The sequence below is a fragment of the Marinoscillum pacificum genome (assembly GCF_024714495.1).
Lineage (GTDB): Bacteria > Bacteroidota > Bacteroidia > Cytophagales > Cyclobacteriaceae > Marinoscillum > Marinoscillum pacificum.
This window is the reverse complement of the sequence record NZ_JAMZMJ010000010.1, coordinates 121,062-134,687: the sequence shown is the minus strand read 5'-3', so window position 1 is coordinate 134,687 and position 13,626 is coordinate 121,062. Positions and strand designations below refer to the sequence as shown.

Genomic DNA, 13,626 nt, shown 5'->3' with positions numbered 1-13,626 from the left:
AATCAGTAGATAGTTATTAAATGAAAAGTAATAAGAATATTCCTTCTTAATAGGCGCCTAAATATTTTCTTAAAAACCATTCTGCTGTAAGCAGTCCAGCAATCAACAAAATAATCCAGAAGGCATCAATTAATGGGAGCTTTTCTCTAGAAGTAGATATTCTGCTCTTGAAGTTGGCTTCAGTTATCTCTTTAACTAACTGATCACGATTTGCAAAATGTTCAAATGTTCCGCCGGTGTTGTTAGCAAGTCTGCGTAGTAAATTGTGGTCGGCGGTAAGGTTGATTCCCTCTAATTGTACATCTCTTACAGCAAATGATCCTTGCTCGAAAAATTTCTTTCCACCAACTTCTGTTGATGCTTTGTAGGTATAGACTCCAGGTTCTAAAACTCCTATTTTGAAGCTGTTATTAGCTTCATTATCCACCAGTTGATAGGTGTTCATAGACCCATCCTGATCCGTTATGGTAAGGTCAATGGCATTGCCATAAGTCCGTTCGAAAATCTCATTATATACTTCTGTATCAAGAATAATTTGATCACCAATTTGGTAACTAGCTTCTCGAGGTTTTACAACAAATCGATCTTTGTTGACCTTGATACTTAAGTACTGAACGGTTTTTAAGACTATATCATTGAACAGTTGAGATTCACCATTGGCTCCTGATTCCTGTAGTTTCCACTGCCAAATTCCGCTTCCTGTTAAAAGCCCCGTTTTCGATTCTCCATCATCGAAGAAAAGGAGCAAGGGTCTATTCGTGGTTATGCTTCCTACTTGTTGATAGAGAAGTATTTCAGTAGGTCCCGCAAGCGTATATTCCCCAAAAGGCGAGGAGATAGGGGGATAGCTTGATAGACGCTCTGTTCTGTCCTGATCGATTTTGAATTTGGTGAATTTGGAGTTGTAGCTGCCTAAAACCTGATCGCGCTGATTGCCCTTCTGAGCAATGTTGAAGAAAGAAGTGGCTTGATTGAGTTGATTAATTCTACTTCTATTACCAAGAATATACCACTTTCCAGACGCGTTGTAGTCACCGTAGTTGATGCCACTGAACGCCTGGTGTTCAATGATCAAATCATAATCTTTAATTTTCGGCTTATCATGTATGCCAGGAATGTAGAGCGAGGTTTCGTAGTTTTCTGTTTCTTCCAAAATGGATCGGATAGCATTGATATCTGGATGAGGAGAGGGAGCCAGAATAAGAATGCGATCCTTACCTTCTACTACATCTATGTATAAGTCTTTGGAATTGTTTCCGTAGGTAGACTCTTCAGGCTTCTCTTCTACCTTAACTGTAAATCGTCTCAGTCCAGCCGTATTAGCGTTAAGTAGAAAATCAACCTCTTGACTTGCATTGGTCAATTGGATATCCTTTGAGGTCAGGGTTTTTCCATTCTCCAGCACACTTAATTTTACGGTTTGGTTATTAAAGCCTGTCTGGAAAAGCTGAACAGCCACTGGAAATTTGTTGCCCTGATATGCTACTTTGTTATTTCTGATGTTTTGGATAATGATATCCTTTGGAGGAATGGTGTCTCCTAGCCCTAACGTGTAGACCGGCACGCTAAAACCAAGGTAGTCTGGAGATTGGCCATTGGTGATGATTCCATCGGACAGAAGCGCAATTGCAGCCAGGTTTTCGTGCTCATATTTTGTTTCTATTCCTTTTAGAAGCTTACTTAAGTTGGTCGTTTTGTCAGTAGCAGTGATGGTGTCTTTGGCTAATCCTTCTACAACTACCTGATAATTGTTTTCTAATGCAAGCTTCGTTTGGGTTAACCAGGAGTTTAAAGCCGAAACGTCAGTTCCAGATTTTCTTAGGTCTAGTGATTCGGAGTTGTCCACAGCAACAACGATGATAGGCTCTTCTGTTTTATTGGTGTTGTATTCTAGTAGCGGATTAATGACTAGCAGAATCAATAGGAAAATGGCACCAAAGCGAAGAAGGCCAAGTAGAATATTGACAGACTTTGACCAGGGAGTTTTCTTTTTGGAATACAAAAGAGCGGAAACTCCTAGTGCAGCAATTAAAGCGATAAAGACCCAAATGGGTGAAACATCAAAAGAATACCAACTATTATCCATATATAAATGAAAGCCGCTTACAGTCTTTGTGCTATAAACGGCTTCTCATCAATTCGGTTAAATTAATTCAACTTTAGGTGAGCATACCACCGTCTACCTGTAGTACTTGGCCTGTAATATAAGTAGACATATCTGAACCAAGGAATACACATGCATCAGCAATGTCTTCAGGTTGGCCACCTCTTTTCAAAGGAATAGCATCTCTCCAGCCCTGTACAGTTTTTTCGTCAAGCACTTCTGTCATCTCTGTTTCAATGAAACCAGGCGCTACTACATTGCAACGAATGCCTCTAGAACCAAGCTCTAAAGCGATAGATTTAGAGAAGCCAATGATTCCAGCTTTAGATGCGGCATAGTTTGCCTGTCCAGGGTTTCCTTTTACACCAACCACAGAAGACATGTTGATGATAGAGCCTGATTTTTGCTTCATCAAAGTTCTGGAAGCTGCTTTTACAGTATTGAAACAAGACTTCAAGTTCACATTCATGATCTCATCCCAATGCTCTTCAGACATTCTTAAAAGTAAGTTGTCTCTGGTGATACCGGCGTTATTGATTAAGATGTCAAGTGAGCCAAAATCTTCCACCATGATGTTTACCAATTCGCCGGCAGCTTTAAAATCTGATGCGTCAGAACGGTAACCTTTTGCTTTTACTCCAAAAGCTTCTAATTCTTTTACGAGAGCTTCACCTTTTTCCACACTTGATAAGTATGTAAAGGCCACATTAGCACCTTGCTCTGCATATTTTAATGCGATAGATCTACCAATCCCTTTTGAGGCTCCGGTAATCAGCGCATTTTTTCCTTCTAGTAACTTCATGTTTATTGTATCTATGATTCTATAGAAGTCGTTTGACTTGTTGTTGTTCTATAATTTCAGGGTGCCAAATTAACGGATAGTTTGCTAAAAGCTGTAATTGGTATGCAAAACATAGGACTTTAAAGGGGCAATATTGGGAAAAATCAATATTAGATCAGGCTATTGTGCCATTTAAGGAATCTAATTTTTTTCTAAACCCTACTGGGTTAAATTTGCTCCCTCAATAACCGGATTAAAATAGTTTAATATGGCATCAAAATATGATTTAATAGTAGTAGGTAGTGGTCCTGGTGGATATGTTGCTGCAATCAGAGCTTCTCAACTTGGTATGAAAGTAGCAGTTGTAGAAAAAGCTGAGCTAGGTGGCATATGTTTGAATTGGGGTTGTATTCCTACAAAAGCTCTTTTGAAGAGTGCTCAGGTATTTGAATACATATCACATTCTAAGGATTACGGAATCGACGTAAAAGATGCATCTGTTGATTTCTCCGGTATGGTTAAAAGAAGCCGTGAGGTTGCTGGAGGAATGAGTAAAGGAATCCAATTCTTGTTTAAGAAAAACAAGATTGAAGTAATCAATGGATTCGGTAAAGTACAGAAAGGTAAAAAAGTAGAAGTAACTGACGAAGCTGGTAAGAGAACAGTTTACGACGCAAATAATATCATTATAGCAACAGGTGGTAGATCAAGAGAGCTACCAAACTTGCCAATAGATGGTAAGAAAATCATTGGCTATAGACAAGCAATGGTATTGGAAAAGCAGCCTAAGAAAATGGTTGTTGTTGGATCTGGTGCGATCGGCGTAGAGTTTGCTTATTTCTATAACTCAATTGGAACAGAAGTAACCATCGTTGAATTCATGGACAGAATTGTTCCTGTAGAAGACGAAGAGGTGAGCAAGCAGTTAGAAAGAAGCTTCAAAAAGGCTGGTATTAAAATAATGACTAGCAGTGAAGTAACTAACGTAGATACTAAAGGTAAGACCAACAAAGTCACTGTTAAAACCAAGAAAGGTGAAGAGCAGTTGGATTGTGATGTGGTTCTTTCAGCTGTTGGTGTTTCTACCAACCTCGAAGGTATCGGTCTTGAAGAAACTGGTGTAAAAACAGAAAGAGGTAAGGTATTGGTAGACGACTACTACAAAACGAATGTAGATGGCGTTTATGCAATTGGAGATATTGTACACGGACCAGCATTGGCACACGTTGCTTCAGCTGAAGGTATCATCTGTGTGGAGAAAATTGCTGGAGAGAATCCACAGCCGTTAGATTACGGTAACATCCCAGGATGTACTTACTGTTCTCCGGAGATTGCTTCTGTTGGTATGACAGAAAAGCAAGCAAAAGAGGCTGGTTACGAAATCAAGGTGGGTAAATTCCCATTCTCGGCATCTGGAAAAGCAAGTGCTGCAGGTGCTAAAGATGGTTTCGTGAAAGTAATCTTTGATGCTAAGTACGGCGAATGGTTAGGATGTCACATGATTGGGGCTAACGTAACTGAGATGATTGCTGAAGCTGTAGCTGCTAGAAAACTAGAAACTACGGGTCATGAAATTATCAAAACTGTACACCCTCACCCTACTATGAGTGAAGCAGTAATGGAAGCTGCTGCTGCTGCATATGATGAAGTTATTCATATCTAATAAGGATTAGATTTCTTGATATTTGACGAAAGCCGATTCAAACTGAATCGGCTTTTTGTTTGTAAAGGCTTCACTCGTCTAAAATCATTGAATTAAATGGTGAATATTCATTATTTTTCAATCGGATACTTTTTGACTCACACCTAAATGAATTACAAAACAAATCTTGAGCAAGCTAACCGCATAATCGCTCTGTTAGATGAGGCATATTCATGTCGGGTCAATGATCTTTTTAGAAGTATCGAGCTTGCTACAGAAGCACTAGAGTTAAGTATAAAACTTGATGAAACTACTTTAATCGCAAGAAGTAAGTCTAGACTCTCACTCTTTCACATGATCAGGGGGGAATATGACAGATCTATGCGGTTTAGCAATGAGGCAATTGGGCTTTTTCAAATCACGGGAGATGAACAGGGAATTGCGGATTCAAAATTTAATATCGCTAGTATCTATTATAAGACTGATAATTTTCATTTAGGTCTGATCTATTTGATTGATTGTCTTGAACTATACCGAAGAACGGAAGACTTGCACAGTCAGGCGAGAGTTCAAAAATCATTGGGTACTATCTATGAGTATTTTGGAGATCAACGTAGCGCTATCATAGCCTATGAACAAGCTATTGAAGCAGCTCAAAAAGTTGGTGACCTCAATCTTGAGTCAAATGCATATAATCCACTTTCTGGAATATACCTCAACAGAGGTGAAATAAAGAAAGCTACTGAGATCATTGAGAAGTCTATCATGATGAAGAAGCAAACCAATGATACCAGAGGCTTGGCATTTGCACTTTACGGAAAAGCTAAAGTACACGTCCAACTGAAGGAATATGAAACTGCAGAATCCATCTTCAAAGAATCCATAGATATTCATGAAAAAATGGGTGAGAAGCTCGGTTGTGGTATGTGCTTCATGAAGCTTGGTGAGCTTTATATTGAAATGGAAGATTTTACTCGCGCAGAGAGTAAAATCAAAAAATCCATTGAGTTTGCTGAGAAGTATAATATAGCCCTTCTTCGATTTAAGAGTAATTATTTGATGTATCAGTTGTACAAAATGACTGATCGACCAATTGATGCATTGAAATACCTGGAGATATACCTTCAGCAGAAGGAAGGCGTAATCAATACACAGACACAAAAAGTAATAGAGAGCTATGAGGCTATTTCTACGATGGAGCGACTTCAGAAAGAAGCTCAAATGCAGCGTGAAAAGGCTGAAATATTAGAAAAGAAAAATCGTGCCGAGGAGGCTTCAAGAATTAAACAGGAATTTTTGTCGACCATGAGTCATGAAATACGGACTCCACTTAATGCTGTCATTACCATATCATCTCTTTTGGAAGAACGTACTTCAAGTGAAGAGATTAAATTAATAGAGTCATTGAGGTTTTCTGCCAATAACCTGTTACTGATTATCAATGATATACTTGATTTTAGTAAACTGGATCTTGGTAAGGTTCACCTAGACTTTGCTCCTGTAGAATTCAGGCCACTACTTCAAAATATCTGCAATACGTATTCTTCTATGGCAAGAGAAAAGGGTATTGACTTGAAATTATCAATTGATCCAAATGTTCATCAATATTATCAAGCGGACTCAACAAAGCTCTCTCAGATCTTGGGAAACCTGGTAAGTAACGCGATTAAATTTACTGACAGTGGAAATGTTTCAGTGTATGTGGATTTGATTAATTCGGGAGAGGAAAGAGATCAATTGAATTTTACTGTAAAGGACACCGGATTGGGTATTCCTCCTGATTTTATGGATGAGATTTTTGATAGTTTTTCTCAGCCAAGATCATTTACCACCAAAAAGCAGGGAGGTTCGGGGCTCGGTTTAGCAATTGTCAAAAAACTAATTGACCTGCATGGAAGTAATATTGAAGTAGAGAGTGAGATAGGAAAAGGTTCTCGATTCCATTTCCAGATTAGTCTTGCTAAAAGTGAGAAACCTGCAGGAAAATCAGGTCAAGAAGTTAGGCGGTTGGAAGGGCTGAATGTACTAATTGCAGAGGATAATATGATCAATGCAATGGTTTCCATCAAACTATTGACCAATTGGGGCTTAAAAGTCACTCACGCCAAAAATGGAATTGAGGTAGTGGATATGGCCAATGAGGCGGTTTTCGATTACATACTCATGGATATTCATATGCCAGAAGTGGATGGGTTTGACGCTACAAAAACCATCCGCTCTACTATTAATCCAAATATCAGTACCCCAATTTATGCGCTGACAGCAGATATTACTGCTCACCAACGTGAACTTTTTGAGCCATACTTTAATGGGTATTTGTTAAAACCAATAGATAAAGACAAGTTGTACGCAGCTTTGAGCTCGAGTGATAACAACGTTTCATTATGAGAAGAATAGTCATTTTTTCTGTCCTGTTGAGTTTAATTACCTTATCAGGCAATTCTCAAATAAATGAATTACCCGACAGTATAGCTGTTCCACTAGATCGAATTACCAGCGATTCTGCGAAAGTTGCCTATTTGTTAGGGTTGTTTCCAGTTTATATCAGAGAAAATACAGACCTAACTGCTCACATTCTTGCCAAAGCAAAGGATATTGTCAATAGGTCTGATAATCACCAATTTGAGCGTGATATTGATATCAAAATGGGTATCACTTATGTCTATCAAAATCAGCTGGATACAGCAAGAACTATCTTTGAGATGGTTCTGGAGGATGCGAAAGCAGCAGAAGACTCCGCTCAAATGGCAACCATAATCAGTGAAATAGGAATTACCTATTATTATCAATCCAATGATTCTAAAGCCTTGGATTACTTTGTACAGGCATATTTTATTTTAAAAGACCTTGGAGATACTGCTCGCCTGGGAGGAATTAGCAATAATATCGGAATCATGTTCGATAGTTTTGAGGAGTTTGATAAAGCCAAACCGTATTTTTTTGAAGCCATAAAATATAAACTCCATATGGGAGATTCATCCAGGCTTGGATCTTCATATCATAATCTCGCAATAGCTTATGAGGAATTGGGAGAGTTCGATTCAGCTTTGTACTACTTGAATATTGCTACAGGGCTAAGACTAAAATTCAATGATCTCCGTGGTTTAACCAAATCTTACGGCTCTATAGGTTTGGTTCATTTGCATCGTCAGCAGTATGATTCAGCTCATTATTATTATGAAAAAGCTGTTAATCTAGACAAACAAATTAAAGACACCATTGCACTATCTAGCGACTTAACTTCTTTTGCTGAAGTTCTCTTCTTTCAATCAAAATACCAGGAAGCTAAGAAAATGGTCTTAAGCTCACTGTCTATGACCAGGGATGTGGAAACGAAGAAAGCATCATACAAGATTTTAGGTGATATAGCAGAAAAACTTGGAGACTTTAAGGTTTCTGCTGAGAGTAGAAAGCAATATTATGAAATCTCTGATTCTATTTCTGCAGCAGAAAACAAAGCTGAATTAAGTGAACTACGAGTGTCATTCGAAACAGAGTTAAAGGATTTAAGAATCTCTGAACTGGAATCCGAAAGGCAACTACAAGAGCTAAAAGCTCAGCAGGCAGAACGTCAGCAATTGTATTTATTGATAGGTTTAACTCTGCTATCTATAATAATCGCCGTGATTGTTCTTTTATATCGAGCTAAGGTTAAGTCAAATAAAAGTCTTGAAATGGTCAATCAGCAACTTGCAAGCCTAAATCAAACGAAGAATCGTTTGTTTTCTATCATTTCTCATGACCTGAAAAGTCCTCTGTCTAGTTTTCACTTAATCACTAAAAGCTTGACTGAAAACTGGGATAACCTAGAAAAGGATCAATTGAAAGACTTCCTGATCACTTTGCGAGAAAGTTCAGCAAATGTGCGTGATATGATGGATAACCTGTTGAAATGGGCATTGGCGCAGACTGATCAGTTGCAATATGACCCGGAATCATTAAACCCTGTTGAGATTATTGATGGAGTAAAAAGTCAATTGCTTTCAGTAGCTCAATTGAAAGAAACAGAGATTCACATACAGCAAGAAGAGTCCCTGAAGATTGAAGCTGATAGAGCCTTTTTAGAAATTATCGTTCGCAATCTTATTAGTAACGCCTTGAAATATTCTGATGTTCAGAAAAGGATTGATGTCTTAATTAGCGGTGAAGATAATTGTGGAGTGATCGAGGTGAAGGATCAGGGTGTGGGGATGGATCAGGAACAAGTTGATAAATTGCTTAGCGGAAACCTGGTAGCACATGACATTCAAAATTCGTCAGAGAAAGGTACAGGTTTAGGTTTGATGCTTTGTAAGGAGTTGGTGCAGCGAATGAATGGATCAATAGAAGTTTCCTCGAAAAGAAATGAAGGAACTATCTTTAGGATAAGTTTTCCTAAAGCTGCCTAATCTATGCCCTATAAGCTTTTTCTAATAGACGATCACAAAATTGTGCGTGATGGTATCAAGGCCATGTTATTGGCCAAAACGGAATTTCAAGTAGTAGGAGAAGCTGCATCAGCTGAGGAGGCTACTAAGTATATTACAAGACTCAATCCGGACATCGTATTTGTAGATCTAAAGCTCCCTGACGCTAATGGTGCGTTATTGATTAAAGAATTAAATGAACTTGTTCCTGCTTCTTATATTTTGCTAACCAGTGATCCCAATTCAGTGGATATGGAGAGAGCCAAGTCTTCTGGTGCTGTCGCATTTTTAACAAAGGATATGGATACTCAGGAGTATTTCAAAGCTTTGGATGAAGTGGTCTCTGGACGTCAATACATTTCGTCTGCTTTCTCCAATGTCATGTTGAATGATGTACTCAAATATACCCCTAGGGAGATTGAAGTGCTTCGTGGTTTTGCTGATGGTTTTACGTACAAAGAAATTGGCGCTCAGCTTGATATGAGTCCGAGGACAGTGGAAACTCATAAGAACAATCTGATGAAAAAGATGGAAGCCAAGAGTATTGTAGAGATGGTTAGAATTGCCATAAAGCAAGGGCTAATCACCGCATAGTGCAAGCTTTTCCAGATAGAATACAGAGATATCCGTAAAATTCCGTAGACCCCTGGGGGATATTCCTGATTGAATGTGAGATGTATGGTTTCAAACTTTGATTGTCAATCAATTTAGAAACTATGAAAACACTTTTCACCGTCATTTTATTATTTGGAATAATCGTATTTGTTCTCGATGCTGGTGCTCAGACTCCTGAGTTTACTTCCATTTCTATACTCAACGATAACCGACTAATCCCAACCGATGCTGTCATTGATGATTCAGGTAATACGTTTGTTATTGGGAGGTTTTCAGGAGACCCAGATTTTGATCCGAGCGAATCAGTGATTAATGGAAATGATCCATTTGATTGGAAAACCGCAGATTCATACTTGGACGCATTTATTGCAAAATACAACTCAGACGGTTCACTATCTTGGTTAAGAGTGATGTGGACGAGAGGGCCTGCAGTCTATCAGTCAACAGAGCATGACCCCTTGTTGTTTTTTAGAGATTTAGCATTAGACGCTTCGGGTAACATTTATCTGGTTGGGGATATACGTGGAATCGCTGATGGAATTGGTATGGGAGACCAGGTGACGGGATCCATAGTGGCAAACGGCTATTATTCCAGAGCTTTTGTCAAAGGGTTTAGTACGAACGGTGCACTTATTTTCGATGCACACAACCTGGAGCAAGCATTAAGCGCATCTAGCACGGGTGAAGGGATTACAGTAGATGATAGTGGTAATGTCTATATCACAGGGGAGTTTACCAATAAGATGAATGATTTTACGGTGGCAAACATAAGTCAACGGCAAACGTATTTTACCAAATTTAATAGCTCAGGAACCAGAGTAGATCAGGGTTATCCAATAGTAAGTGCAGAAAGTACATATGCTGCAGATCAAGACAATGGCGGAAAAGCCATAGCTGTGGATGGCTCAGGCAATATCATTATTGCAGGGTACTACGAGCAAAATGCCAGTTTTGATGGAGGAAGTACTACGATCAATTCTTCAAACAGTTCCGATGTTTATATCGCTTATTACAATTCTTCTAAGGTCTATCAAGGGATTATTACCAGCACCTTGGCACAAAACCCAAATGATATCCAGTTGGACGGTTCTGGAAACCTTTACCTTAATGTTGCTACTAACCTGATCAAGTATAACTCTTCCAGGGTGGAGCAGTGGAATAGAAATTTTAGCTACAACCATGAATTCAGCATCAATGTCAGTGATGACCTGATTGTCACAAGGTCTGATGGAGAACTAAGGTTTTTGAAACTGACTAGCGCCAACGAAATAACATTTGAGGTTACTCCGCCACATATCACCGGCTCTCAATCAGAAATAGAGACACTACGCGCTGCAGAGTATGCGACGGATAATTATACGTGGGCAATTCATGATATCACTGTTACCAACTTTGATGATGATATTTCTGATGGGTATGAAATGGGTGAGGGTATCATTGTGGCATCTTATGAGGTTATGAGTGTTTTGGATGAAACTCCACCTGCCGTTTCTTCGACCTCTCCAGTTGATGGAGCTTCAGGAATTAGTGTCGACTTAGGTTCTTTTGTCTGGCATATGTCTGAAGAGGTAAAGCTGGGGGATGATCCCGGCACAGCCGGTGTTGATCAGTTTATTGAGCTTCATGAGGGGACTAGTGCTGGGACTAGTGTTGCTTTTGTCAAGAGGTTTAATTTTAGCACTGACATTGTGATTGATGGTGATCAAGTAACACTCAATAATATACCCACATTGAAATATAATACAGGCTATTGGGTGAGGTATTTTATGTTGGGGAAAGCGGCAATTGTCGACCTTTCAGGTAACGCCTTACCTAATTACAATGGATCAGGGGTTTTAAATTTTACGACCGAAGCGGAAACGGATGTCACCGCACCAACATTAACCTCTGCTGGAGCGATAGAAGGTGGAAGTTATGACAATAATACACTCAACTTTACCCTTACTTTTAGTGAAGACGTGAATTTTAATACGGCTACCAACATGTTCAAAATTGTAAGGGAACTCAATAGTTTTGCTATCAATCTAAGCCCGTCTGTTTCAGCTATTACAAGTAGCAGTATTAGTTTTGAATATAAATATGTGACCAATGGAGAGAGCTACCATATCTTGATTGATCCTTCTGCTGTTTCAGATTTGGCAGGTAACTCATTTGCAGGGGTTACTTCTGACTCAGACCTGTCATTTGATGTGAGCTGGAATGGCCCTGAAGTAATCACTTATAGTCCGGAAAAAGGCGAAAAGCAGGTGTCTATTGGTAGTAATTTGGTGCTTACTTTTGATCAGAATATTGCTTTGAATACTGATGTGTCAGGAAACCTGATCGAAATAAAAAAGTATGGTTCACCCATCACTACTGTAGAGTCCTTTGAAGGCACAAGTGACCGTATTTCAATTCAAAATGGTAACCAGTTAGTTATAGATCCAACGGATGATCTGGAGTTTGACGTGAATTACTACTTTGTCACTATCTCATCGTTGGCGATTGGTTCAGAAACTGATCCAGGCAAAACCGCATCTGCTTTTAATTCTACATCTTCCTGGCCGTTTTATACAGAATTTAATTACTGGGATGGAAGTCAGTGGGTAGATGGCACGCCTGTGAGTACCGATAATGTAGCTTTTAAAGGCGATTATCCTTTTTCTGAAGGTGAAGTTTTGGAATTTAGAGAAGTCTACCTTCATCCTGGTGTAACACTTAGCATAGAAAATAATGGCTCTCTCCAACATAACTTCTATCTTAAGTCATACGGAGACATCATCCTTGAGTCTGGTTCATCTCTTAATTCACAAAATTTGTACTTGCCTTACGATGGTGCTAGTCTTACTGTAAGAAGAAACACCTCCGGTGGTATTGGAGATGGAAAATATAGTTTCATTGGTTCTCCATTTAATGCGTATGACTATACCACCATAACAGGTGATTATAAGTATCGATACATTCAGAGTAATAATACTTACTTGGATGCTAATAGTCTCACATACATGCAATCCGGGGTGGGTTATACCATTGCCAATAATGACGTGTTGGAGTTTGTAGGCCAATATCCAGGTATTGGTAATGTTAGTACCACTATTAGTAATTCAGGAGAGGGCTTTGGTTATAATTTAGTTTCCAACCCTTACCCGACCGCTATTAGTTATGAAGCTTTGATGTTAGCAGAAGGACCAGGTGGTTCTGGAGATATTACCAGTACCATCTATATATGGGATGATGGTAGTGGGCCTGGTCCAAAAAACCAGAGTGACTTTATTACAGTAAATGCACTGGGTAGTGTATCGGGTGGTTCTGGAAGAAGTGGAGACTTCAATGGATACATTGGAGTCGCACAAGGTTTCTTTGTAGAGAGTGTTCCTGCTAGTACTACCCTTACCTTCACCAATGCCATGAAAGCGAATGGCAATAATGCAGATGCCAATTATTTTCGATCTGACAAAGAAGCACATGAAACTGCTAAAATCGCTCTGGTTGATAAGGATGAGGTAAGAAGCGAAATCCTTATCGGATGGGTGAATGACGCAGATCCTGGATATGATTACAAATATGATTCTAGAAAACTAATTGGTAATGAAGCTTCTCAATTGTATATGCCGCTTGAAAACAAACAGCTGGCTATTCAAGGAGTTCCAGAAACATATGACAAACCAATTGATTTAGCTATCGATATCAAGGAGGCTGGTGAATATGCTTTTGATATGGTAGAGCTGAACTCATCCAGACAATTATCATTGTATGATAGAAAGATGGGTGTCTATCATGATTTGTCTTCAGGATCCTATGAGTTTTACACTTCAAAAGGAGTGGATAAAGATCGATTTGAAATCTTTAGTTCTTCAAGAGTATTGAAGGAAGAATTGGATTTCAATCAGATTTATGCAGCGGATAACTTCCTCCATATTCAAATGAAAGACAATGCAGAAGTGGATGTTTTAGTCTGTGCTTTAGATGGTCAGGTGGTTTTAAAAACGAAGACAAAAGGATCTGATATCATCGATATGAACTCATACTCCAAAGGTGTCTATGTTGTTTCTGCAGGAGATCAATCTCGAAAAATCATCATTAAATAAACCGCCAAACG

At 39.0% G+C, this 13,626-nt stretch carries 7 protein-coding genes; 5 read left to right on the top strand and 2 right to left on the bottom strand.

Annotation, left to right across the window (positions count from 1 at the left end):
• Positions 1-46: 46 nt before the first annotated feature.
• Both NXS00_RS19655 and fabG read right to left on the bottom strand, forming a co-directional pair.
• Positions 47-2,086, bottom strand: coding sequence for a hypothetical protein (locus NXS00_RS19655; RefSeq protein ID WP_258100976.1), 2,040 nt, complete (start codon positions 2,084-2,086; stop codon positions 47-49).
• Between the two features lie 73 nt (positions 2,087-2,159).
• Complete coding sequence (fabG, locus tag NXS00_RS19650; protein ID WP_258100975.1) at positions 2,160-2,906, bottom strand: 3-oxoacyl-[acyl-carrier-protein] reductase; 747 nt, start codon at positions 2,904-2,906, stop codon at positions 2,160-2,162.
• A 247-nt stretch (positions 2,907-3,153) separates the two neighbouring features.
• On the opposite strand from fabG, the gene lpdA reads away from it, so the two are divergent.
• The 5 genes from lpdA (at position 3,154) to NXS00_RS19625 (ending at position 13,615) form a co-directional block, all read left to right on the top strand.
• Positions 3,154-4,548, top strand: coding sequence for a dihydrolipoyl dehydrogenase (lpdA, locus tag NXS00_RS19645; protein ID WP_258100974.1), 1,395 nt, complete (start codon positions 3,154-3,156; stop codon positions 4,546-4,548).
• Between the two features lie 147 nt (positions 4,549-4,695).
• Positions 4,696-6,915, top strand: coding sequence for a tetratricopeptide repeat-containing hybrid sensor histidine kinase/response regulator (locus NXS00_RS19640; protein ID WP_258100973.1), 2,220 nt, complete (start codon positions 4,696-4,698; stop codon positions 6,913-6,915).
• Entirely contained in the window at positions 6,912-8,915 is a 2,004-nt protein-coding gene (locus NXS00_RS19635; RefSeq protein ID WP_258100972.1) for a tetratricopeptide repeat-containing sensor histidine kinase, read from the top strand. The genes NXS00_RS19640 and NXS00_RS19635 overlap by 4 nt, the downstream gene beginning before the upstream one ends.
• Before the next feature lie 3 nt (positions 8,916-8,918).
• A complete protein-coding gene (locus NXS00_RS19630) occupies positions 8,919-9,527 on the top strand; it encodes a response regulator (protein WP_258100971.1) in 609 nt (202 codons plus the stop codon).
• Between the two features lie 122 nt (positions 9,528-9,649).
• Complete coding sequence (locus tag NXS00_RS19625; RefSeq protein ID WP_258100970.1) at positions 9,650-13,615, top strand: DUF8693 domain-containing protein; 3,966 nt, start codon at positions 9,650-9,652, stop codon at positions 13,613-13,615.
• The last annotated feature ends 11 nt before the right edge of the window (positions 13,616-13,626 follow it).

What these genes read in the sequence shown, in the direction of transcription:
- fabG (WP_258100975.1), bottom strand. Translation starts at nt 2,906, where the DNA reads ATGAAGTTACTAGAAGGAAAAAATGCGCTGATTACCGGAGCCTCAAAA.
- lpdA (WP_258100974.1), top strand. Translation starts at nt 3,154, where the DNA reads ATGGCATCAAAATATGATTTAATAGTAGTAGGTAGTGGTCCTGGTGGA.
- NXS00_RS19630 (WP_258100971.1), top strand. Translation starts at nt 8,919, where the DNA reads ATGCCCTATAAGCTTTTTCTAATAGACGATCACAAAATTGTGCGTGAT.
- NXS00_RS19635 (WP_258100972.1), top strand. Translation starts at nt 6,912, where the DNA reads ATGAGAAGAATAGTCATTTTTTCTGTCCTGTTGAGTTTAATTACCTTA.
- NXS00_RS19625 (WP_258100970.1), top strand. Translation starts at nt 9,650, where the DNA reads ATGAAAACACTTTTCACCGTCATTTTATTATTTGGAATAATCGTATTT.
- NXS00_RS19655 (WP_258100976.1), bottom strand. Translation starts at nt 2,086, where the DNA reads ATGGATAATAGTTGGTATTCTTTTGATGTTTCACCCATTTGGGTCTTT.
- NXS00_RS19640 (WP_258100973.1), top strand. Translation starts at nt 4,696, where the DNA reads ATGAATTACAAAACAAATCTTGAGCAAGCTAACCGCATAATCGCTCTG.